This is a genomic window from Pseudarthrobacter sp. O4 (assembly GCF_050157025.1).
GTDB lineage: Bacteria > Actinomycetota > Actinomycetes > Actinomycetales > Micrococcaceae > Arthrobacter.
On sequence record NZ_CP189591.1, the window covers coordinates 4,245,259 to 4,268,018 of the forward strand.

At 67.3% G+C, this 22,760-nt stretch carries 21 protein-coding genes and 1 tRNA gene; 16 read left to right on the forward strand and 6 right to left on the reverse strand.

Features of this window, described 5'->3' with window-relative positions:
- The 8 genes from ACQCSU_RS19650 to ACQCSU_RS19685 all read left to right on the forward strand — a co-directional run bounded on the left by ACQCSU_RS19650 (position 1) and on the right by ACQCSU_RS19685 (position 7,324).
- Positions 1-900: a segregation and condensation protein A gene (locus ACQCSU_RS19650; RefSeq protein WP_426976968.1), complete on the forward strand. Its 900-nt coding sequence runs from the start codon at positions 1-3 to the stop codon at positions 898-900.
- 5 nt (positions 901-905) lie between these two features.
- Positions 906-1,586: an SMC-Scp complex subunit ScpB gene (gene scpB, locus ACQCSU_RS19655; protein ID WP_426979864.1), complete on the forward strand. Its 681-nt coding sequence runs from the start codon at positions 906-908 to the stop codon at positions 1,584-1,586.
- 111 nt (positions 1,587-1,697) lie between these two features.
- Complete coding sequence (locus ACQCSU_RS19660; protein WP_426976970.1) at positions 1,698-2,990, forward strand: pseudouridine synthase; 1,293 nt, start codon at positions 1,698-1,700, stop codon at positions 2,988-2,990.
- A 3-nt stretch (positions 2,991-2,993) separates the two neighbouring features.
- Positions 2,994-4,103 (forward strand): prephenate dehydrogenase, encoded by a 1,110-nt coding sequence (locus ACQCSU_RS19665; protein ID WP_426976972.1) that lies wholly within the window; start codon positions 2,994-2,996, stop codon positions 4,101-4,103.
- On the forward strand, positions 4,103-4,831 hold the full coding sequence (gene cmk, locus ACQCSU_RS19670) for a (d)CMP kinase (RefSeq protein WP_426976974.1): 729 nt from the start codon (positions 4,103-4,105) through the stop codon (positions 4,829-4,831). Before ACQCSU_RS19665 ends, cmk begins: the two co-directional genes overlap by 1 nt.
- Before the next feature lie 49 nt (positions 4,832-4,880).
- Positions 4,881-5,561: a lysophospholipid acyltransferase family protein gene (locus tag ACQCSU_RS19675; protein ID WP_426979865.1), complete on the forward strand. Its 681-nt coding sequence runs from the start codon at positions 4,881-4,883 to the stop codon at positions 5,559-5,561.
- Positions 5,558-7,108, forward strand: coding sequence for a ribosome biogenesis GTPase Der (der, locus tag ACQCSU_RS19680; RefSeq protein ID WP_426976976.1), 1,551 nt, complete (start codon positions 5,558-5,560; stop codon positions 7,106-7,108). The genes ACQCSU_RS19675 and der overlap by 4 nt, the downstream gene beginning before the upstream one ends.
- A 139-nt stretch (positions 7,109-7,247) precedes the next feature.
- Positions 7,248-7,324, forward strand: a tRNA-Pro gene (locus tag ACQCSU_RS19685).
- 108 nt (positions 7,325-7,432) lie between these two features.
- On the opposite strand, the gene ACQCSU_RS19690 is transcribed toward ACQCSU_RS19685, so the two are convergent.
- Complete coding sequence (locus ACQCSU_RS19690; protein WP_426976978.1) at positions 7,433-8,302, reverse strand: Fpg/Nei family DNA glycosylase; 870 nt, start codon at positions 8,300-8,302, stop codon at positions 7,433-7,435.
- 147 nt (positions 8,303-8,449) lie between these two features.
- On the opposite strand from ACQCSU_RS19690, the gene gcvH reads away from it, so the two are divergent.
- The 5 genes from gcvH to ACQCSU_RS19715 all read left to right on the forward strand — a co-directional run bounded on the left by gcvH (position 8,450) and on the right by ACQCSU_RS19715 (position 11,587).
- Positions 8,450-8,836 (forward strand): glycine cleavage system protein GcvH, encoded by a 387-nt coding sequence (gene gcvH, locus ACQCSU_RS19695; RefSeq protein ID WP_426976980.1) that lies wholly within the window; start codon positions 8,450-8,452, stop codon positions 8,834-8,836.
- A gap of 138 nt (positions 8,837-8,974) precedes the next feature.
- The gene (locus ACQCSU_RS19700) at positions 8,975-9,451 is read left to right on the forward strand and encodes an FHA domain-containing protein (protein WP_426976982.1); all 477 of its coding nucleotides are present in this window, start codon (positions 8,975-8,977) and stop codon (positions 9,449-9,451) included.
- 23 nt (positions 9,452-9,474) lie between these two features.
- Positions 9,475-10,191, forward strand: a complete 717-nt coding sequence (locus ACQCSU_RS19705; RefSeq protein ID WP_426976984.1) for a MerR family transcriptional regulator — start codon at positions 9,475-9,477, stop codon at positions 10,189-10,191.
- Positions 10,191-10,694: a bifunctional nuclease family protein gene (locus ACQCSU_RS19710; protein WP_426976985.1), complete on the forward strand. Its 504-nt coding sequence runs from the start codon at positions 10,191-10,193 to the stop codon at positions 10,692-10,694. The genes ACQCSU_RS19705 and ACQCSU_RS19710 overlap by 1 nt, the downstream gene beginning before the upstream one ends.
- 296 nt (positions 10,695-10,990) lie before the next feature.
- On the forward strand, positions 10,991-11,587 hold the full coding sequence (locus tag ACQCSU_RS19715) for a MerR family transcriptional regulator (RefSeq protein ID WP_426976986.1): 597 nt from the start codon (positions 10,991-10,993) through the stop codon (positions 11,585-11,587).
- Positions 11,588-11,678: 91 nt separating this feature from the next.
- Here the strand turns inward: ACQCSU_RS19715 and ACQCSU_RS19720 are convergent, their stop codons facing one another.
- Positions 11,679-12,515 carry a ParA family protein gene (locus tag ACQCSU_RS19720; RefSeq protein ID WP_426976988.1) on the reverse strand — a complete coding sequence of 279 codons (837 nt, stop codon included), beginning with the start codon at positions 12,513-12,515 and terminating at the stop codon, positions 11,679-11,681.
- A gap of 339 nt (positions 12,516-12,854) precedes the next feature.
- Here ACQCSU_RS19720 and ACQCSU_RS19725 point away from each other — a divergent pair, with 339 nt between their 5' ends.
- A complete protein-coding gene (locus tag ACQCSU_RS19725) occupies positions 12,855-16,250 on the forward strand; it encodes a pyruvate carboxylase (protein WP_426976990.1) in 3,396 nt (1,131 codons plus the stop codon).
- Positions 16,251-16,362: 112 nt separating this feature from the next.
- Here ACQCSU_RS19725 and ACQCSU_RS19730 read toward each other — a convergent pair whose 3' ends face one another.
- Positions 16,363-18,183, reverse strand: a complete 1,821-nt coding sequence (locus ACQCSU_RS19730; protein WP_426976992.1) for an AMP-dependent synthetase/ligase — start codon at positions 18,181-18,183, stop codon at positions 16,363-16,365.
- A gap of 232 nt (positions 18,184-18,415) precedes the next feature.
- Between ACQCSU_RS19730 and ACQCSU_RS19735 the strand changes: the two genes are divergently transcribed.
- Entirely contained in the window at positions 18,416-19,519 is a 1,104-nt protein-coding gene (locus tag ACQCSU_RS19735; RefSeq protein ID WP_426976994.1) for an ROK family glucokinase, read from the forward strand.
- A gap of 143 nt (positions 19,520-19,662) precedes the next feature.
- On the opposite strand, the gene ACQCSU_RS19740 is transcribed toward ACQCSU_RS19735, so the two are convergent.
- The 3 genes from ACQCSU_RS19740 to ACQCSU_RS19750 are packed head-to-tail and all read right to left on the reverse strand — an operon-like array spanning position 19,663 to position 21,882.
- The gene (locus ACQCSU_RS19740) at positions 19,663-20,256 is read right to left on the reverse strand and encodes a hypothetical protein (RefSeq protein WP_426976995.1); all 594 of its coding nucleotides are present in this window, start codon (positions 20,254-20,256) and stop codon (positions 19,663-19,665) included.
- Positions 20,249-21,052 (reverse strand): alpha/beta hydrolase, encoded by an 804-nt coding sequence (locus tag ACQCSU_RS19745; RefSeq protein WP_426976997.1) that lies wholly within the window; start codon positions 21,050-21,052, stop codon positions 20,249-20,251. The genes ACQCSU_RS19740 and ACQCSU_RS19745 overlap by 8 nt, the downstream gene beginning before the upstream one ends.
- Positions 21,049-21,882: an alpha/beta hydrolase gene (locus ACQCSU_RS19750; protein WP_426976999.1), complete on the reverse strand. Its 834-nt coding sequence runs from the start codon at positions 21,880-21,882 to the stop codon at positions 21,049-21,051. The genes ACQCSU_RS19745 and ACQCSU_RS19750 overlap by 4 nt, the downstream gene beginning before the upstream one ends.
- A 111-nt stretch (positions 21,883-21,993) precedes the next feature.
- On the opposite strand from ACQCSU_RS19750, the gene ACQCSU_RS19755 reads away from it, so the two are divergent.
- On the forward strand, positions 21,994-22,734 hold the full coding sequence (locus ACQCSU_RS19755) for a lysophospholipid acyltransferase family protein (protein ID WP_426977001.1): 741 nt from the start codon (positions 21,994-21,996) through the stop codon (positions 22,732-22,734).
- Positions 22,735-22,760 lie beyond the last annotated feature (26 nt).

Genomic DNA, 22,760 nt, shown 5'->3' on the forward strand with positions numbered 1-22,760 from the left:
GTGGCAGAGTCGGGTGCTCCCACAGCGGAGCTGAGTGTGCCAGCGGAGCTGAGTGTGCCAGCGGAGCTGCATATGCCGGCGGGTGCGCAGGCGGGGAAAAAGCCCGGCTTTGAAGTCCGGCTGGCCAACTTCACCGGCCCGTTCGACCTCTTGCTCGGCCTGATTTCCAAGCACCAGCTGGACATCACCGAGGTGTCACTGTCCACGGTCACGGATGAATTCATCAAGTACACCAAGGGCCTGCAGCAATTGGGGGAGGAGTGGGCCCTGGATGAGGCCAGCGAATTCCTGGTGATCGCCGCCACCCTGCTGGACCTCAAGGCGGCCCGGCTGCTCCCCGCCGGCGAGGTCGAAGACGAGGAGGACATCGCACTGCTGGAAGCCCGTGACCTGCTCTTCGCCCGGCTGCTGCAGTACAAGGCCTTCAAACATGTCGCCGGGATGATGGGGTCCACCCTGGAGCTCGAGGCCTGCCGGTTTCCGCGCCAGGTTGCGCTCGAGGAACACTTCGCCGCACTGCTTCCTGAACTTATCTGGCGGCACAGCCCTCAGCAGTTCGCCGCCCTGGCCGAGGCGGCCCTTAAGCCCAAGGCGGGCGCCCCCACCGAGGTCGGCCTGGCGCACCTTCACGGCAGCCCCGTCAGCGTCAAGGAGCAGGCTGAACTGCTCGGCCAGCGCTTGCGCCTCGGCAATCCGCTGACTTTTCGGGCGCTCATCGCCGACGCCGAATCCACCCTTGTCGTAGTAGCTCGGTTTTTGGCGCTGCTGGAGATGTTCCGCGACGGCACCGTCGCTTTCGACCAGCTGCTGCCGCTGGGGGACCTGACCGTCCATTGGACCGCCGGGGCAGAGGCCTGGAGCAGCGGAAACCTGAGTGAAGAATATGAGGAACAGCCTTGAGTGACATGAGTTCCGGCCCGGCCCGCGAAGAGGCCGGAGCCGACGGCGCGAGCGACGCCGGACCCGATGTCGCCAGCCTGCCGGGCGGCGCCCGCGCTGCCCTCGAGGCCGTGCTGATGGTGATCGACGAGCCGGCCACGGCCACCGGGCTGGCGGCGGGGCTGAACCTGACGGTCGACGTCGTCGAGGGTCTGCTGGCGGAACTGCAGCGGGAGTATAACGGCTATACTGTTAATGCCCCGGATGTGGACGACGCCAGTTTGAACGGCTTCAGCTCCACCGCCCGGGGTTTTGAATTGCGGAATATCGCCGGAGGCTGGCGGATCTATTCCCGCGCTGAATTCGCCGATGTCGTCGGCGGTTTCGTGCTGGAGGGACAGACAGCCAGGCTGACGCAGGCGGCGCTCGAAACGCTCGCCGTCATCGCTTACCGCCAGCCCGTATCACGGGCGCGGGTGTCTGCAATTCGAGGAGTCAATGTTGACTCTGTCGTGCGGACGCTGACGCAGCGCGGGCTGATCGAGGATTCGGGAACAGATCCCGAGTCCGGGGCCATCCTGTACCGTACGACGTCGTATTTCCTGGAGCGAATGGGAATCGGCTCGGCGGCTGAATTGCCGCAGCTTTCACCCCACCTTCCGGGGCTGGAAGGCATCGAAGAGTTCTACGACGCAGGAAGAATGTAGGCAGGAACAACTGCCTGCGCACGAGTATCCACCAGGGCAGAACCATTTTGCCCTCGTTGGCGGGTGTTGTCGGGAGACAGCGGCCGTCGGCCGATAAACGAAGGACGGGTCATGACACAGGCGGGACGCCAGGGTTCACCACGTAACAGTGCCGGACAAAACAGTGCCGGACAAAAAGGTGCTGGACAAAAAGGTGCTGGACAAAAACCGGCGCAGGGCTCAGGCCGCGGCGCACAGGGCGGTTCAGGCCGCCCGGCGCAGGGCGGTGCCGGCCGCAGTTTCCAGGGCGGCGGAAGCCGCAGCGGGGCCGGCTTCAAGGGCGGCGGAGACCGCCCCTTCAAGCACCCCAAGCCCCGCGAAGAGGCATTCATCGACCCGGACCTGCAGGGTCCCGATGGCGCGCCGTCTGCGAGCCGGCCGGCTTCCGGCGACTGGAAGTCCAAGGCGCCCTCCGGCAAGGAGGCAGCCCGCAAGGCCGCCGCCCGCAAGCCCGGCTTCGGCAAGGCCCCCGGAACTCCCGGCGCCCTCAAGCCCAAGCCGCGTACCGGAGCCGCCAAGTTCGCCGCCCCCCGCGCGTTCGGCAGCGAACGCTTCGGCCAGAACCTGGGCCCCGTGCGCAAGCCTGCCCGCAAGCGCGGACCGCGAGCCGAGGTACCCCAGTCCGAATTGCACGACCAGGACGGCATCCGCCTCCAGAAGGTCATGGCGTCGGCCGGCGTCGCCTCACGGCGTGTCTGCGAGGAAATGATCTCCGAAGGCCGCGTCGAGGTCGACGGCCAGGTCGTCACCGAGCTCGGCGTCCGCGTCGATCCGAAGACCGCCGTGATCCACGTCGACGGTCTCCGCATCCAGCTGGACGAGAACATGGTGTACATGGTCTTCAACAAGCCCAAGGGCGTTGTCTCCACGATGGAAGACCCGGATGGCCGTCCCTGCATCAGCGACTTCGTCCGCAACAACCACGGCGAGCGGCTCTTCCACGTGGGCCGGCTCGACGTCGCCACCGAGGGCCTGCTGCTGCTGACGAACGACGGCGAACTCGCCAACCGGCTGACGCACCCCTCCTACGAAGTGCCCAAGACCTACCTCGTGCAGGTCCGCGGGCCGTTCCCGCAGGGCATCGGTGCCGAGCTCAAGGCCGGCGTCGAACTCGAGGACGGCATCGCCTCGGTCGATTCCTTCAAGCTCGTTGACTCGACCCCGGGCCACGTGCTGATCGAGGTCATACTGCACTCGGGCAAGAACCGGATCGTCCGGCGCCTCTTCGACGCCGTCGGCTTCCCGGTGCTGCGCCTGGTCCGTGTCAAGGTCGGACCCATCGGCCTGGGCGACCAGCGCCAGGGCAGTATCCGCAACCTTGGCAAGCAGGAAGTCGGCCACCTGCTGGCATCCGTAGGGCTGTAGGGCATGTCCGCTTTTCGTACCCGCGGCCGCGGCCACCTCAACGGCCCGGTAGTGGTCGTTGGAACGGGGCTCCTCGGCACCAGCATCGGGCTGGGGCTGCGGGGCCGCGGGGTCCCGGTGTTCCTCTCCGATCCCTCGCCCACCAACCAGGCCGTCGCCGTCGACATCGGCGCAGGCCTGCCGTTGACGCGCCTCGACGCCGAGCGGCCTGAACTCGTGGTGGTTGCCGCTCCGCCGGATGTCACCGCGGACGTGGTGGCGCAGGCCCTGACGGACTACCCGCAGGCCGCCGTGATCGACATTGCCAGCGTCAAATCCGGCATCCAGGCCGAACTACGCGCCCGCGGGGCCGACCTCGGCCGCTATGTGGGAACCCACCCCATGGCCGGCCGGGAGAAGTCCGGTCCGGTGGCCGCCCGCGGTGAGCTGTTCACCTCCATGCCCTGGGTGCTGTGCCCCTCGGCGGAAACGTCGCCCGAGGCCTTGCAGACGGCACGCGCCCTGGCAACGGACCTTGGCGCGGTCGTGTCCGAATTCGGAGCCGAAGAACATGACGAGGCCGTGGCGCTCGTCTCGCACCTGCCCCAGATCATGTCCTCGCTCGTGGCCAGCCGCCTGCAGGGCACGCCCCTGCACGCGCTGTCCCTCGCCGGGAACGGGCTGCGGGACGTGACCCGCATAGCGGCGAGCGATCCCACCCTCTGGGTGCAGATCCTTGGTGCCAATGCGGGCAAAGTCGTCGGGATCCTGAACGGCGTCCGCGAGGACCTCAACCGCCTGATCGGCACGCTCGAGAACCCGGCCGCCCCCGGCGCCCGGCTCGACCTGGCCCAGCTGATCAGCGAAGGCAACGCCGGACAGTCCCGGATTCCGGGCAAGCATGGCGGACCCCCGCTGGCCTACTCCTGGCTGACGGTCCTGGTCGATGACACCCCGGGCCAGATCGCCAGGCTCCTCACGGAGATCGGCGAGATCGGCGTCAACCTCGAGGACCTCCGCCTGGACCACTCCTCGGGCCAGAACGTGGGCATGGTGGAAATCTCCGTACTGCCGAACAAACATGACCTATTAATCGAAGCCCTCAACGATCGCGGATGGCGGGTACTCCAGTAATGACCCAGGAACTCATAGAAACGGTGGACGTTGTCCGCCCCGGAAAAAACCTCGTCGTGGCTATCGACGGACCGTCCGGATCGGGCAAGTCCAGCGTCAGCAAGGAAGTCGCACGGCGGCTCAGGCTTGCCTATCTCGATACCGGCGCCATGTACCGCGCCCTGACCTGGTTCTGCCTGGATTCCGGGACCGACCTGGAAGACGGGGCTGCGGTTGAGGCTGCAGCCGAGAACCTTCCGCTGGAGATCAGCACCAGCCCGCAGGAAGAGTACGTCCGGGTCGGCGGCGTCGACATCACCCTCGCCATCCGGGAGCCGGCGATCTCCGCGGCCGTGAGTGCCGTGGCCACCACCCTCGGCGCCCGCACCGAACTGATCCGCCGCCAGCGTGAGCTGATCGAGCAGCACCACCGCCGCATGGTGGTCGAGGGGCGTGACATCACCACCGTCGTCGCCCCGGGCGCCGAAGTCCGGATGCTCCTCACCGCGAGCGAGGAGGCGCGCCTGCGCCGCCGGGGGATCCAGCTTGGCGGCAGCCAGAACGCCGAGCAGCTCGCCGCCCAGGTGACCCAGCGTGACGCCAAGGACTCCACCGTTGTGAACTTCACCCAGGCCGCCGACGGCGTGGTGACCCTGGACTCTTCGGACCTGGACTTCGCCCAGACGGTCGACGCCGCCCTCGGCATCGTGGAAAGTGTCATCAACCACACGGTCACCAAGGGTGTCTGAGCTGCAGCCGGCGGTGCCGGGCCGGTGGACGACGGCCTGGAGCCGGCCCGTGGGCTGGCTGCTGGACCACGTCGTGTACCGGACCTCCGTGACGGGGCGCGCCAACGTCCCGGCTTCGGGCCCGGTAATCTTTGCCGGAAACCACATCAGTTTCCTGGACGGACCCGTCATGTTCGGCGCCGCACCCCGGCCCATGCACATCCTGGTCAAGAAGGAGCTGTTCACCGGCTTCCTCGGCCGGGTGCTCACAGCCTCCGGCCAGCTGGCCGTTGACCGTGCGGGCGACCGCGCGGCGCTTCAGAAAGCCAGGAGAGTCCTCGACGCCGGACGGTGCGTCGGGATCCTCCCCGAAGGAACACGGGGGAGCGGCGAAGCCGCGGCGATCAACAACGGAGTCGCCTGGCTCGCGCTGACCGCCGGCGCCACCGTGGTCCCCGTGTCCATCCTCGGCACCCGGATCGGCGCCGAGCACCTGGACGCCGTCCCCGGGCTGCGCCGCCGGCTGCATGTCAGCTTCGGCGGGGCCCTCAATGTCAGCCGCCGGCCGGGTGAGACCGGCCGTGTTTCAATGGACAGGGCGGGAACCGAGATCCGCGCTGCGCTGGCCCGGCATGTCCAAGACTCCATTACATACAGTGGGCAGCCCTTGCCCGACGCGGATTCCCCGCAAGAACGTCATGAAGCAGTAGCCGGGACGCCGGCAGATCACCCCATAAGGAATGTGCAATGAGCGATACGACTCAAACCTCCGGCCAATTTGGCGCCGGCGAAGACGAATACACGCCCACCGGCACGGACCAGGTGGCTGAGCATCTCGCCGCCCTGGACGACGAGGAAGCAGAGGTCCGCGCGGCCTCCCTCCGTGCCGGCCTGGACGACTACGAGCTGGATGAAGACGACGCCGCCCTCCTGAGCGGCGAGTACGAGGACGAGGATTTCGACGGTCCAGTCAAGCTTGATCCCGTGCTGGCCATCATCGGCCGTCCGAACGTGGGCAAATCAACCCTGGTGAACCGAATCCTCGGCCGCCGCGAAGCCGTGGTGGAAGACACACCTGGCGTCACCCGTGACCGTGTCATGTACTCGGCCACCTGGAACGGCCGGAACTTCACCGTGGTCGACACCGGCGGCTGGGAGCACGATGCCCGCGGCATCCACGCCCGTGTGGCCGAACAGGCCGAGATGGCCGTGGAGCTCGCCGACGCCGTGCTGTTCGTCGTCGACTCCGCCGTCGGCGCCACGGCCACGGACGAGGGCGTTGTGAAGATGCTGCGCAAGTCCAAGAAGCCGGTCATCATGGTGGCCAACAAGGTGGACGACTTCGCGCAGGAAGCCGACTCGGCGACGCTCTGGGGCCTCGGCTTCGGCGAGCCGTACCCGGTTTCGGCGCTCCACGGCCGCGGCGTCGCCGACCTGCTGGACCACGTCATGGACACGCTGCCCGAGTTCTCCACGATCGAAGGGCTGGAACGCTCCGGCGGCCCGCGCCGCATCGCCCTGATCGGCCGGCCCAACGTCGGCAAGTCCTCGCTGCTGAACAAGCTCGCCGGATCCGAGCGCGTGGTGGTGGACAACACCGCCGGCACCACCAGGGACCCGGTCGATGAGTTCATCGAACTCGGCGGCCGGACCTGGCGCTTCGTCGACACCGCCGGCATCCGCCGCCGGCAGCACATGGCCCAGGGCGCGGATTTCTACGCCTCGCTGCGGACCCAGAGTGCGCTCGAAAAGGCGGAGGTCGCCGTCGTGCTCCTCGCCGTGGACGAAGTCCTCAGCGAGCAGGATGTCCGCATCCTGCAGCTGGCGATCGAGTCCGGCCGCGCACTGGTCCTCGCGTTCAACAAGTGGGACCTGCTGGACGACGAACGCCGCAGCTACCTGGAGCGTGAGATCGAGCAGGACCTGGCCCACGTGGCGTGGGCGCCGCGGGTCAACATTTCGGCGCTGACCGGCTGGCACAAGGACAAGCTGGTGCCGGCCCTGGACACCGCGCTGGAAAGCTGGGACAAGCGCATCCCGACCGGACGGCTCAACGCGTTCCTGGGCGAACTTGTCGCGGCACACCCGCACCCGGTCCGCGGTGGCAAGCAGCCCCGCATCCTCTTCGGCACACAGGCCTCCAGCCGGCCGCCGAAGTTCGTGCTGTTCACCACCGGTTTCCTGGATCCGGGCTACCGCCGCTTCATCACCCGCCGGCTCCGGGAGACCTTCGGTTTCGAGGGCACCCCGATCGAGGTCAACATGCGCGTGCGCGAAAAGCGTGGCAAGAAGCGTTAATTCCGACACACCGCGCCCGTGGCACCTTGAGAATGTCACGGGCACCCTCCGGGATCGTGTAAGCTTTTGGAGGTGGTTCGGCCGGACTGCTCAGATGGAAATCTTCGGATGACATCGAGGCGGAGAACGGCGGAACCAGCGGGCTGTAGCGCAGCTTGGTAGCGCACTTGACTGGGGGTCAAGGGGTCGCAGGTTCAAATCCTGTCAGCCCGACCAACACAAAAAACCCCGCCATTCCTGACAACGGAATGGCGGGGTTTTCTGTTGCCCCTGCCCCCGCCGATTCGGAGCCGGAGCCGCGCCGCAGCCTGAGGGTCTCGGCGCCTATTTCAGGAAGCGCGACGTCCGGCGGTCGGCCAGGATCTTTCCCTTCGTCTGGCAGGTCGGGCAGTATTGCAGGGCAGTGTCCGCAAAGGAAACCTCACGAATGGTGTCCCCGCACACCGGGCATGCTTCGCCGGTCCGGGCATGGACCCTCAGGTGGCTCCGCTTGGTGTCTTTGAGTTCACTTGGCGGTTTGCCTTGGGCTTCCTGCAGGGCTGTCCCGAGAATGCTGTGGATGGCATCGTAAAGCCGCAGGACCGCGTCACGGTCCAAGGACTTCGCCGTGGCGAATGGTGACGTCTTGGCCGCATGCAGGATCTCGTCGCTGTAGGCATTCCCGATGCCCGCGATCACGCTCTGGCTCCTCAGGAGACCCTTGACCTGCTGGGCACTGGATCCAAGGATCTCCGCCAAGGCATCGACGTCGAACCCGGGGCTGAAAGGATCCGGTCCGAGAGCAGCGATTCCGGGAACGTCGTACGGATCCCGCACCACATACACCGCCAGGCTCTTTTTCGTGCCGGCCTCGGTCAGATCCAGGCCAAGCGGGCCGGCCGGGCCGGAAAACGCCAGCCGCGCCGCTATGTGTCCCTTGCCCATTTTCAGTTGGATATCAGTGGGGGAGTCGGTGAACCGGACCCAGCCGGCCCTCGCCAGGTGGAAGACAAAATACAGCCCGTCGGCGTCCAAGCTGACAAATTTCCCAAAGCGGCGCACCCCTGTCACGGCCCTGCCCTGAAGTTCGGAGAAGGGGGGATCCGCCGTTTTGAGTACCGCGAACGAGACGATCTGGATCTGCGTCACAACAGCACCGCGCAACTGCTCGTCCAGAAAGTCCGTCAGGCCAGCCACTTCCGGAAGTTCGGGCATCGGCTAGCCGTTATCGCCTTGTTCTGTCATCGCACCATCATGTCAGAACCCACCCCGGGCACCGGCTGAATATGCCTATACTTTCAGCGGCGGGCAGTTCGATTGGCCGCCGTCGACATTGGTGATTGACCCGATGAAAGGCCCGTCATGAGCATCATTCCCGAACAGCTGTCCTACACCGCAGAACACGAGTGGGTTTCGGCCCCGAACGCCGACGGGGTCGTGCGCGTGGGCATCACCGATTTTGCCCAGGACGCCCTCGGAGACGTCGTTTTTGCCCAGATGCCCGAAGTAGGCACCACGATCAAGGCCAACGACGTCGTCGGCGAAGTCGAGTCCACCAAGAGCGTGAGCGACATCTACGCCCCGGTATCGGGCGAAGTGGTGTCCCGGAACGAGTCGCTGGACACCGATTCTGCCCTGATCAATTCGGATCCGTACGGCGAGGGCTGGCTGATTGAAATCAAGCTTGCGGAGGCCGACGCGGTCGAGTCGCTGCTCAGTGCGTCGGAGTACGAACAGCAGGTAGGCTAAAGGAAACGATCTTTCAGGCCGGGCCGTTGGAATACTAACGACGGCCCGCCGGAGGACCGAATACCGGATCTGCCAGGCATTTCCGGACGGCATGCGTTGTTTGCAGGGGGGACACCTGCAACGAATGAGGAGGACTCAATGTTTCGGCACGAACGGAACCACCCCGGTGACGGTCACGGCACGCGTGGAGTGAAAGCTTCGGAGACCACATCGATCAACCTCACGCCGGTCCGCGACGAGCCCCACTTCACACCGAAGCTTTCCACCGAGGAGCGGGCTGCAGTTGAGGCGCTGCCGTACGGCTCTGCCCTGCTGGTCGCCCACAGCGGGCCCAACACGGGCGCGCGCTTCCTGCTGGATTCGGACACCACGGCGGCGGGCCGCCACCCGGACGCCGACATCTTCCTTGACGACGTCACGGTTTCGCGCCGTCACGTCGAATTCCGCCGCACGGCACGCAGCTTCGAAGTCGTGGATACCGGAAGCCTGAACGGCACGTACGTGAATCATGACCGCGTCGACAGCGTGGAGCTGAAGTCCGGCAACGAAGTGCAGATCGGGAAGTTCCGCCTCACCTTCTACCTGAGCCCTGCCCGCGCAGCAGGCAACGTCTGATTCCGGGGTAGCTGCCTGTGGCAATGGCACAAGCGGAACGGCGCGGACCCCAGGTCCTGAACATCGGAGAAGTCCTGGCTCAGTTGAGCGACGATTTCCCGAACATGAGCGCGTCGAAAATCAGGTTCCTGGAGGAAAAGGGACTCATCAACCCGCAACGGACGCCTGCCGGCTACCGGCAGTACGCGGAGAGCGACGTCGAGCGCCTGAGGTTTGTCCTGTCCCTGCAGCGGGACCAGTATTTGCCGCTGAAGGTCATCAAGGACTACCTCGACGCGATCGACCGCGGCGAACGCCCGGACAACCTGCCCCCGGGCGTCACGGTGTCACCCCGGATCGTGTCCGCGGAGCTCGCCTCCGAACTGCAGAACCGGGTGCGGCGGCTGAGCGAGGAACAACTCCGGGCCGAGTCCGGCGCGAGCGTGCCTCTGCTCGAGTCGCTGCTCAGCTATGGCCTGATCGGTCACGTCAACGGCAAGTTCGACGAACACGCCCTCCAGGTGGCGCGCGCCTGCGTGCAGCTGGAGAGCCACGGCCTGGAGCCACGTCACCTGCGGCCCTTCCAGGCGGCCGCGGAACGCGAATTCGGGCTCGTGGAACGCGCGGTGGCAACCCTGACCTCGCGCAAGGACGCCGCCTCCCACGCCCGTGCCGCCGAGGCAGCGCGGGAAATCAGCGAGCTCTGCCTCTCGCTGCACCAGGCCCTGGTCCAGGACCGCATCTCAAGAATGGACATCTGATGATTGAGGTGGAGATTGTCGGCGTGCGGATTGAGCTGCCGTCCAACCAGCCGCTTGTCCTGCTCAAAGAGATCCATGGGGAACGCCACGTGCCGATCTGGATCGGGACGCCGGAAGCCAGCGCCATCGCCCTGGCCCAGCAGGGTGTGGTCCCGCCCCGCCCGATGACCCACGACCTCCTCGTCGACGTCGTCGAATCCCTGGGACACTCCATTGTCAGTGTCAACATCGTGGCAGTGGAAGACAACATTTTCTACGGCCAGCTCCAGTTTGAGAACGGCACCACCGTCAGCTCCCGGGCCTCGGACGCACTGGCCCTCGCCCTCCGCGCGAAATGCCGGATCTGGTGCGCGGACGCCGTCATGGAGGAGGCCGGGGTCCGGATCACCGAACACGACGAGGGCGAGGACACACACCCTGGCCCGGCCGTCGATGAAGAAGGCGAGCTGCGGCGGTTCCGCGAGTTCCTGGACGACGTCGAGCCTGAAGACTTCGCCGGTTGAGCCGGCGGGGGTCACGTTAAGGTTAAAGTCGAGGATTAGAGTTTCGACACGCCCCCCCAATATCGCGAACGTCTTTGACCTTGGGCCCCGGCAGGCCTAACGTCGGAGGTACAAGTTCCCATTGCATACAACAGCCGCGCAAGTCACACTGAAAGTGCGGCCCGGCCGAATTACACGGATGAATTTCACGGATGAATTTTACTGCTGAATTTCACTCCGTGGCCTGGTTACGTAGCCGGTCAGATGACCGGCGTTGCTGCAACTTCCCTCGGGGAGCCATGACAAGGAGGATCCACGTGAGTCCGAAAGGCGAAGCGGGCGAGCTCAAGCAGACCTCGACGGCTGGTATCGCCGTACCTGCCAGCGGTGCCCAAGGCCTGCTGTTCACCGAGGATCTTCCCGTCCTGGACGAGGACGCAGGCTACCGCGGGCCCACCGCATGCAAGGCCGCCGGCATCACCTACCGCCAACTGGACTACTGGGCCCGGACCGGACTCGTTGAACCTGCCGTGCGCGGTGCCGCCGGATCCGGTTCCCAGCGGCTCTATGGCTTCCGGGACATCCTGGTCCTCAAGGTCGTCAAGCGGCTTCTGGACACGGGCGTCTCGCTGCAGCAGATCCGCGCCGCCGTCGAGCACCTTCGGGAGCGCGGCGTCGAGGATCTGGCCCAGATCACGCTCATGAGCGACGGCGCCAGCGTCTATGAGTGCACCTCGGCGGACGAAGTCATCGACCTCGTCCAGGGCGGACAGGGTGTCTTCGGCATTGCCGTGGGCCGGGTGTGGCGCGAAGTGGAAGGCAGTCTCGCAGCTCTTCCCAGCGAACACGCCGCAGTCCAGTCCTTTCCCGACGATGAACTCAGCAAGCGACGGACCGCGCGCAAGACCGGCTAAGCCCCGGATTAACAGGACCTAGACGAAGGCCGCCTCCCGAAGGGGAGGCGGCCTTTGCCGTCCGGAGGAGGTTGTGCTGGAGCCCCGGATCCTAGCGCTGGCTGCGGTTCCGGACGCTGCCGTTGGACTTCAGCAGGTTCGCCAGCAGCGCATCGAAAAGCGCAGCGGCGTTCTTGGCCGAGTCGCCGGGCCAGTGATGGATGGCGTGGGCCGCACCCTGGATCTGCTGCCAGTTGGCCTGCTCCGGGATGTGCGGGGCCAGGAGAAGTTCACCGAACATGGACTGCATTTCGGAAAGCCTGAAGGTGTGCTCGGCGGAGCCGCTGCGCACCCGGTTGGCAACAATCCCCGCCGGAGACAGGTTCGGGGCGAACTCGTTCCGGAAGAGCTGGATCGCCCGCATCGTGCGTTCAGTGCCGGCAACGGAGAAGAGGCCCGGTTCGGCCACCAGGGTCACCTTGTCACTCGCGGACCATGCCATCCTCGTGAGGCCGTTGAGCGAGGGCGGGCAGTCGACGAGGACCAGTTCGTAGCCTTCGGCCCCGGCCAGCACCGCGGAGAGCCTGCGCAGATCGCGGCGGCCAAGATCCGGACGGTCGTAGATGCCGGTGTACGCGGAACCCACGGCCACATCCAATATAGATACGCCAGAGCCGGCGCGGGAGGAGCTGTTGGCACGCGCCCGTTCCACCCAGCCGCTGGGAACGACGTTTTCGGCCAGGCGTGCGCGCCGGGGTGACCTGAGCATCCTGCCGATGTCCAGCTGGTCTCCGGGCCGGACAGCGAGAGCCGTGCTCGCATCGGCATGGGGGTCAAGGTCGACGACGAGGGTGGGGATGCCGGCGGCCAGGGCCGCGGACGCCAATCCGGTGGTCACCGATGTCTTGCCGACACCGCCTTTGAGGCTGCTGATGCTGACTACTTGCACTTGAAAAACCAATACCTAACGCCGGTTGCCGGGACGGGGTCCTGCCGGCCCCTGCGTTCTGGAGCCGGGGCGTGCATGCGCCACCCACCCACTCATCATATGTTGATGGTCCGCCGAATCCTGTCTCATCGGGTGGAAGTGCGGCAGATCGTCAGGAAGGTTCGGCCGGGCCGCCCGTTCCCCTGCCAGCAGGCGGACTTGCGCGCAGGCGGGCTTGCGCGCAACCGGCATCCGTGACGGACATTGCTGTGACGGTGACCACAATGATTTGTATTTGCCCACGCCGGTCTTAGACACTGTGAGCACTTACCGATACGCCCGCGATGATGCAGGAGAAGTATGTTTTCCAAGATTCTGGTGGCCAACCGCGGCGAAATCGCGATCCGTGCCTTCCGCGCCGGCTACGAGCTGGGTGCCAAGACTGTAGCCGTGTTCCCCAACGAGGACCGTAATTCGATCCACCGCCAGAAGGCCGACGAGGCCTATCTGATCGGCGAAGAGGGCCATCCGGTCCGGGCCTACCTGGACGTCGACGAGGTGGTGCGGGTAGCCAAGGAATCCGGGGCCGACGCCATCTACCCCGGCTACGGATTCCTCTCCGAGAACCCGCGGCTGGCCCGGGCCGCCGCCGCAGCCGGCATCACGTTCGTCGGACCGCCGGCTGAAGTCCTGGAACTCGCCGGCAACAAGGTCGCGGCCCTCGAGGCGGCCCGCAAGGCCGGCGTCCCGGTGCTCAAGTCCAGCCAGCCGTCCAAGGACGTTGACGAGCTGATCGCAGCCGCGGACGAGATCGGCTTCCCTATCTTCGCCAAGGCCGTCGCAGGCGGCGGCGGCCGCGGCATGCGCCGCGTCGACACCCGGGAGGGACTGCCCGAAGCGCTGCAGGCCGCCATGCGCGAAGCCGACGCAGCCTTCGGTGATCCCACCATGTTCCTCGAGCAGGCGGTGCTGCGGCCCCGCCACATCGAAGTCCAGATCCTGGCCGATGCCGAGGGCAATGTCATGCACCTCTTCGAGCGTGACTGTTCCATCCAGCGCCGGCACCAGAAGGTCATCGAGATCGCGCCCGCACCGAACCTCGACGAGGGCATCCGGCAGGCGCTTTACCGCGACGCCGTGAAGTTCGCCAAGGCCCTGAATTACGTCAACGCCGGCACCGTGGAGTTCCTGGTCGACACCGTCGGGGAGCGCGCCGGGCAGCACGTGTTCATCGAAATGAACCCGCGCATCCAGGTTGAGCACACCGTCACCGAGGAAGTCACCGACGTCGACCTCGTCCAGGCGCAGCTGCGTATCGCCGCCGGCGAGACGCTCGCGGACCTGGGCCTCTCGCAGGAGACCGTCCAGCTCAAGGGCGCCGCCCTGCAGTGCCGCATCACCACCGAGGACCCGGCAAACGGCTTCCGGCCCGACGTCGGAAAGATCACCGGCTACCGTTCGGCCGGCGGCGCGGGGGTCCGGCTCGACGGCGGCACCGTGTACTCGGGTGCCGAGATCAGCCCGCATTTCGACTCGTTGCTGGTCAAGCTGACCTGCCGGGGCCGCGACTACCCGGCCGCCGTGGCCCGGGCCCGCCGCGCGCTGGCCGAATTCCGCATCCGCGGGGTGTCGACGAACATCTCCTTCCTGCAGGCCGTGCTGGACGATCCGGACTTCGTCGCCGGCAACGTGGCCACCTCGTTCATTGACGAACGCCCCGAACTGCTGAAGGCACGAGTCTCCGCGGACCGCGGAACCAAGCTGCTGACGTGGCTCGCCGAGGTCACCGTCAACAAGCCCAACGGCGAGCTCACGGTCCACAGCGACCCTGCCCACAAGCTCCCCGCCCTGGACGACTCGGCGGCCCCGGCCGGCTCCCGCCGCCGGCTGCTGGAGCTGGGCCCGGAAGGCTTCGCGAAGGCCCTGCGCGAACAGGCCCCCGTCGCCGTCACGGACACCACCTTCCGTGACGCGCACCAGTCCCTGCTCGCCACCCGGGTCCGCACCCGCGACCTGGTGGCGGCCGGCCCGGCAGTGTCCAAGCTGCTCCCCGAGCTGCTGTCCGTCGAAGCCTGGGGCGGTGCCACGTACGACGTCGCGCTGCGATTCCTGGGCGAGGACCCGTGGGACCGCCTGGCCGCGCTGCGCAAGGCGCTGCCGAACATCTGCCTGCAGATGCTCCTTCGCGGCCGCAATACCGTGGGCTACACGCCGTACCCGGAAGAAGTCACGGTGGCGTTCGTGAATGAGGCGGCCGCGACCGGCATCGACATTTTCCGCATCTTCGACGCGCTCAACGACGTCAACCAGATGGCGCCGGCCATCCGGGCCGTCCGTGAGACCGGCACCGCTGTCGCGGAGGTCGCCCTCTGCTACACCGCGGACATGCTTGATCCGGAGGAAAAGCTCTACACCCTGGACTACTACCTTGAGCTGGCCCAGAAGATCGTCGACGCCGGCGCGCACATCCTGGCAATCAAGGACATGGCCGGGCTGCTTCGCCCGGCTGCCGCCGCGCGCCTCGTGACTGCGCTGCGTGAACGGTTCGACCTCCCGGTCCACCTGCACACCCACGACACCGCAGGCGGTCAGCTGGCGACGCTGCTGGCCGCCGTGGACGCCGGCGTGGATGCGGTGGATGTGGCCTCGGCCTCCCTGGCCGGCACCACGAGCCAGCCCTCGGCCTCGGCCCTCGTCGCCGCGCTGGCCCACACGCCGCGCGACACCGGGCTCAGCCTCGCGAGTGTTTGCGCCCTGGAACCCTACTGGGAGGCCGTCCGCCGGGTCTACGCGCCCTTCGAATCCGGGCTGCCGGGCCCCACCGGCCGCGTCTACCAGCACGAAATCCCTGGCGGCCAGCTCTCCAACCTGCGGCAGCAGGCGATAGCGCTCGGCCTCGGCGAACGGTTCGAAGCGATCGAGGACATGTACACCGCCGCGGACCGGATCCTCGGCCGCCTCGTGAAGGTCACGCCGTCCTCCAAGGTGGTGGGTGACCTGGCCCTGCACCTTGTCGGCCTCAACGCCGACCCCGCGGACTTCAACGAGAACCCGCAGAAGTACGACATCCCGGATTCCGTGATCGGGTTCCTCTCCGGTGAGCTCGGCGACCCGCCCGGAGGCTGGCCCGAGCCCTTCCGGACCAAGGCCCTGCAGGGCCGCACCGTCAAGGTGCGCGACGTCGAGCTCAGCGCCGATGACAGCGCCGCGCTCGGCTCGGATTCCAAGACACGGCAGCAGACGCTCAACCGGCTGCTTTTCGCCGGCCCCACCAAGGACTACCAGAAGAGCGTTGAAACCTACGGAAACCTCTCGGTGCTGGACACCCGGGACTACCTCTTCGGCCTGCAGCGCGGCGCGGAGCACGAGATCGAGCTGGAGAAGGGCGTCCGCCTGATCGCATCCCTCGAAGCGGTCTCCGAACCGGACGAGAAGGGCATGCGCACCGTGATGTGCACGCTCAACGGCCAGTCCCGGCCGGTGGTGGTCCGTGACCGTTCCGTGGTGAGCAACGTGAAGGCCGCCGAACGCGCCGACACCTCCCAGCCGGGCCAGGTGGCCGCACCGTTCGCCGGAGCCGTCACACTGACCGTGAAGACCGGAGACACGGTCAAGGCCGGGGACGCCGTCGCCACCATCGAGGCCATGAAGATGGAGGCCTCCATTACGACGCCGGTGGCCGGCACCGTGTCACGGCTTGCCGTGGGCGCCGTCGAACAGGTCCAGGGCGGGGACCTGCTGCTGGTCGTCGAATAACAACAACCGTAAGGCAACGCGGGGTCAGATCCGGCCCGTCCGAAGGTGGCGGATGGGCGCGGAGTGACCCCGCGTTGCTGTGGAACCGATGATGCTGTGGAACCGATGAGGCTCAGGCGTGGGTGGGACGCGGGGCGCTGTACATATCCTCGATCACGTCCTCGAAGTCCTTCATGACCTGGGCGCGCTTGACCTTCATGGACGGGGTCAGGTGTCCCGATGCCTCGGTGAAGTCGGCCGGCACAATCCGGAAGGACTTGATGGCCTCCGCCTGCGACACCGACTGGTTGGCGTGGTTGATGAGCTCCTGCACTGCCGCTTTGATGGCCGCGTTTCCGGTCGCCTCGTTGAGAGTCGTCGAGACCGGCAGTCCGTGGCGGTGCAGCCAGCCCGGCAAGGCCTCCTCATCGAGGGTGACGAGGGCGCCGATGAACGGGCGGTTGTCACCGACCACGAGCACCTGCGAGACGAGTGCGTCGGCGCGGATCTGGTCCTCCAGCAGGGCAGGCACCACGTTCTTGCCGCCGGCCGTGACAATGATTTCCTTCTTGCGCCCCGTGATGGTCAGGAACCCCTGCTCGTCGAGCTGACCGATGTCACCGGTGCGCAGCCAGCCGTCTTCAAAGGCGTCCCCGGAGAGATCCTCGCGCTGGTAGTAGCCGTGCATGACGCAGACGCCCTTGGCGAGGATCTCGCCGTCGTCGGCAATTCTGACGGCGTTGCCGGGAATCGGGGCGCCGACGGTGCCGATCTTGATCAACTCCGGGGTATTGACGGTGACGGGCGCCGTCGTTTCGGTCAGCCCATAGCCCTCCAGGATCTGCATTCCGATGCCCTGGAAGAAGTGCCCGAGCCGTTCGCCCAGCGGACCGCCGCCGGAAACGGCGTGCGCCACCTGTCCGCCCATCGCGGCGCGGAGCTTGCTGTAGACGAGTTTGTCGAACACCTTGTGCTTGAGCCTGAGCCCGAGGCCTACCTTGCCGGCCTGCCGGGCCCGCGAGTAGGCGATAGCGGTGTCCGCGGCCCGGTGGAAGATGGCCCCCTTGCCGCCGTCCTCGGCCTTGGTCAGGGCCGAGTTGTAGACCTTCTCGAAGACCCGCGGTACCGCGAGGATGAAGGTGGGCCGGTAGCTCTGCAGGTCCGGCAGCAGGTTCTTGATGTCGGGCGTGTGCGCCACGGTCACGCCGGCCGCCACGGCGAGCACCGAGATGAAGCGGGCGAAGACGTGCGCCAGCGGCAGGAACATGATGGTCTTGGCATTTTCGTGGACGACGTTGCCCAGTGAGGTGGCCAGCACATTTTCGGAGAGCTCCACGAAGTTGCCGTGGGTCAGCTCGCAGCCCTTGGGGCGGCCGGTGGTGCCGGAGGTGTAGATGATCGTGGCGATGTCCAACAGGGACGCCTTGCTGCGCCGCGCCTCCAGCTCCTCGTCGCTGATCCCGGCGCCGGCGGCGCGGACCTCGTCCAGGCCGTTGCCCTCAAGCTGCCAGACGTGCGCCAGCGCGGTCAGGCCTTCCGACGCTGCGGCCTGCCGGATGAAGTCCTCATGGTGGGCCGATTCGCCGAAGGCGGCCACGGCTCCCGAGTCGCCAAGGTTCCAGGCGACCTGGGAGGGGGAGGACGTCTCGTAGATGGGAACGGAGACGGCGCCGGCGAACCAGATCGCGAAATCAATGAGGGCCCATTCGTACCGCGTGCGGGACATGATGCCGACCCGGTCGCCAGCGGTAACTCCGCTCGCCATCAGGCCCTTGGCGAGCAGCGACGCGTCGGCCAGGAAATCGGTGGCCCGGACGTCCTGCCACTGGCCCGCCGCGTCGAGGCGCGAGAACAGGGCGGGGTTTGACGCCTTGGCGGCCTGGCGCAACACCAGGTCCGTGACGTTCGATTCCGGGGGGACGAACACCTGGGGCGGGACACTGACTTCTCGCACGATAGCTCCTTTGATATCCATAGACCCGCAAGGGGTAGAGGGTACAGCTAAGACTAGTATGTGGTCCGCATCGAGTGTGTTCCACAACACCTACTGGCGGGTAACTCTATGGTTAAGGCTGCTGCCGCGCCAACCCGGGGGCGCGGCCGGCGCCAACCGGGGGCCGCCGCTGGCTCCCCGGGGGAGCCGGCCTCCGGGGAACCGGGCGGTCCGATGAATAGAATAAGGAACCATGCACACACCGACGCCCGGCCCGCAGCCAGCCCCCTACCGCCGGACGGCCGCGTGGCGGCGCAGGATGCACGGTGGAGCAGGCGCCGGCGGCGGTGCCCCAGCCGCGGGGCAGGGCCTGCGGGAGCACCTGAGGCTGGGGCGCAAGGGCCTGGCGATCGGCGTCGACATCGGGGGCACCAAGGTCGCGGCGGGCGTCGTGGACGCCGAGGGGCGGATCCTGAGCCAGGCCAAGCGCTCCACACCGGGCAATGACCCCCGGGCGGTGGAACAGGTCATCGTGGAACTCGTCGAAGAACTGGGCCAGGGGCACCGCATCTGGTCTGTCGGTATCGGCGCCGCCGGCTGGATGGACCTCGACGGCGGGACGGTGCTGTTCAGCCCGCATCTGGCCTGGCGCAACGAACCGTTAAGGGACAATCTGCAGCGGCTTCTGCGCCGTCCCGTGCTGCTGACCAACGACGCCGACGCCGCCGGCTGGGCCGAGTGGCGCTTCGGGGCGGGCCGGGGGGAGAACCGGCTGGTCTGCATCACGCTGGGCACCGGCATCGGCGGCACCATGGTGATGGACGGACGGGTGGAGCGGGGCCGCTTCGGCGTGGCCGGGGAATTCGGGCACCAGATCATCATGCCGGGCGGCCACCGCTGCGAATGCGGCAACCGCGGCTGCTGGGAGCAGTATGCCTCCGGCAATGCGCTCGGCCGGGAGGCCCGCGAGCTGGCGGCCGCGAATTCCCCCGTGGCCCAGGAGCTGCTCAAGGCCGTCGACGGCCACGTCGAAGGCATCACCGGGGTGATCGTCACGGAACTGGCCGAGGCCGGGGATCCCACTTCGCGCGAGCTCATCGAGGACGTCGGCGAGTGGCTCGGGCTGGGACTGGCCAATCTGGCCGCCGCGCTGGACCCGGGAGCGTTCGTCATTGGCGGCGGTCTCTGCGACGCCGGCGAACTGCTCGTCGCGCCGGCGCGGAAGGCCTTCGCCAGAAACCTGACCGGACGCGGGTTCCGGCCGGCGGCGCGGATTGAACTCGCGGCACTCGGTCCCAACGCCGGACTGATCGGTGCCGCCGACCTGTCCCGGGTCAGCAGCCGGATGCACAGCTAGTACTCCGCAGCGGCGCAGCCCCGGCGGTCCCCGGCGAAGGGCTGCAGGCGCAGGCCGCAGACAGCCAGGGCAGGCTCTGCCAGGGCAGGCACTCCGAGGGCAGGCACCGCGAGGGCAGGCACTGCAAGGGGAAGGGAACAGGCCTAGACGCGGGCGCCGTCGTCGTGCTCGTCCTTCTCGCCTGGAAGCTTCATGATCAGGAAGACCACTGACGCCGCAAAGGCCGCGACCATGCCCAGGATTGCCGTCAGCGGCGCGGAGCGCCAGAACATGGCGGACATCACGAGCGCAATAGGCCCGCCCACCGCGCCAAGCCAGGCAAGGACCGTCAGCGGGTCAGCCCCCGCCAGGCTGGGCGGATCCTCCGGCACAAACGCTCCGTCGTCCTCGGCCTCGTAGTCCCGGGGCCCGGCAACAGGCACCGCACCACCCGCGGCAGCACCCCCGCCCGCGGAACCCGGGGAACCCGCGCGCGGGGCTTCCGGGGGGAGGGCAAGCCGTTCCCGGGCGGAGAGTTCGACCGGCGGGGCGCCGGCGAGGCGCAGCGGGTCGAAGTCGCTGAACGGCCTGGCCGGAGCGGATCCCTCGGCCGGGCCGCCGGTCGCTTTGTCCTTCGGGTCTGCCGGGCTGGAGTCGGCCTCCAGCCTGGCCACCAGGTCCAGCCAGACGGCGTCGTCCTGGTTGGCGCGAGAATCCGATGAATCAGGGTCAGGAGAGTCGGGGTCCGGTCTAGTCATCTGCCGTGTCCTTCCGGCTAGCGTTGGCGGCGTCCTGAGTACCCGCGGCTACCACCGTGCGGATGAACTCGGCCGAGCCGCGGAAGATCTCAGGCGCGTCGTTGTCCATGGTAGCCACGTGGTAGCTGTTTTCCAGCCGGATCACCTCCAGCGGGGCATGGGTCAGCCCGCGGCGCAGGGCGAGCATGCTCGAATCGGAGACCACATGGTCCACTGCGGAGCGGTACACGCGGACCGGAGCCGTGATCCGCGGCAACAGGCGCACCGTGTCTTTGAACATCTTGTTCAGCTCGTGCGCCGCCGCGACCGGCGTCCTGGGATAGGCGCCCTCATCGATGCCTTCCTTGAGGGTGTCATTGGCGATGGCCGGGGTGCTCTTGAGCACGAGTTTGAGGATGCCCGCCAGCGGGGCGCGGCGGTCATCGATGACGAGGCCCGGGTTCACGACAACGACGCCGGCCACGGGACGGGTGGCGGCGATCCGGAGCGCGAGTGCCCCGCCCATGGACAGGCCGGCCACGACGACGTGTTCGCATTCGTCCGCGAGTTCGAGGTAGGCGGCGTCCAGGGCCATGTGCCAGTCCTGCCAGCGTGTCCGGGCCAGCTCCTGCCAGCTGGTGCCGTGGCCGGGCAGAAGCGGCATCCGCACGGCGTAACCGGCGTCCGCGAGCGACCTTGCCCAGTCCCGGACGCCGTGAGGGCTGCCGGTGAAGCCATGGGACACCACGACGCCGGTCCGGGGGCCGGTACCCGTGAACGGGCTGCTGAACGGCGTGTGATCGGGGCTCATGCTCATGGGGTCTCCAGGGCTGTTGTGGTCGACGACGGGGCTTTCGGCACGGCCGGTGCCGGTGCGTGCTGCAGGAAAAAACGGGCGGATCGCTCGAAAATCAGGGGCGCCTCGACGTCGAGCGTGGCCACGTGCCCGCTGTCCCGCAGCGGCACCACGTCCAGCTCGCGGGAGCCCAGGCGGTTCCGCAGCAGCTCCAGGGAGGACGGCGGGACCACGACGTCGGTGTCCGACTTGAAGACGAGCGCCGGCGCCTCGACGCCGGAAAGGTCCCGGACCGTGGCCTTGAACAGCCGGCTCAGTTGATGGACCGCCGCCAGCGGGGTCAGCGAGTAGTCGCCGTCCTCGGTGGGCGACGCGGTCGGGTTCTGTTCCTGGACCGGCACGGTGGTGCGCTGGACATACTTCAGCAGGCCGATGTACCGCACCCGGCGGTCGTAGAAGCTCAAGCCCGGGTTCACGACGGCGACCCCGGCTAGGTTGTGCCGGGCGGCGTTGTGCCGGGCGGCGGTGCGCAGGGCAATCGTCCCGCCCATGGAGAGCCCGGCGACGAAGCAGCCGCGGGTTCCCGCGGCCAGTTCCAGGTACGCGGCCTCGAAAGCCGTGTACCACTCCTGCCAGCCATGGCGGGCGAGGTCGCGCCAGTCGGTGCCGTGGCCGGGCAGCAGCGGTACGGACACGGCGAAGCCGCGGGCGGCGAGGTACTCGGCCCAGGGAAGGACGCTCAGGGGGCTGCCGGTGAAGCCGTGGCAGATCGCCACCCCGATGCCCGCGTTGCCGCCGTGGCCGTGGTAACTGAACGCTGCCGGCGCCACGGGAGTGCTGCTTCCGGTCATGTGCCCATCGTGTCACTGTTCGGCACAAAACTCACTAGAGTAGGGTGTCATTGAAGCCCTGGCCGGACCCGACGGAGGGCCGGCCAGACGCCTTCCGGAGAGGTACACCCAGTGTTCTATTGGTTCATGAAGACGTTCGTTCTCGGGCCGGTGCTGAAGCTGCTGTTCCGGCCCTGGGTCAAGGGTCTGGACCATGTTCCCGCCGGGGGCGCCGCCATCCTGGCCTCGAACCACCTCTCCTTCTCCGATTCCATCTTCATGCCGCTCACGGTGCCCCGTCCCGTGGTGTTCCTGGCGAAGTCGGAGTACTTCACGGGCAAGGGGATCAAGGGCAGGCTGACCGCCGCCTTCTTCCGGCTGACGAACCAGCTGCCGATGGACAGGTCCGGTGGAACGGCCTCGGCGATGTCGCTCAACGCCGGCATGGACGTGCTTAACAACGGATCGCTTCTCGGGATCTATCCCGAAGGCACGCGCAGCCCCGACGGCCGGCTCTACCGCGGCAAGGTGGGTGTGGCACGGCTGGCGCTGCAGGCCCGGGTCCCGGTCATTCCGGTGGCCATGATCGGCACGGACAAGGTCCAGCCGATCGGCAGGCGGCTGCCCAACATCCGGCGCATCGGAATGATCTTCGGGGCGCCGCTCGACTTCAGCCGCTACTACGGCATGGAGGATGACCGGCTGATCCAGCGTTCCGTGACCGACGAGATCATGTACGAACTGATGCGGCTCTCCGGCCAGGAATACGTCGACGAGTACGCCGCCGTCGTCAAGCTCCGGCTGGCCGGAAAAGCAACGGACAAGCCCGACGACGGAGCCGCCGGAGACCCGGCAACACCCGGAACTGTGTGACGGTACCCGTCCTGTCGATGACGGGC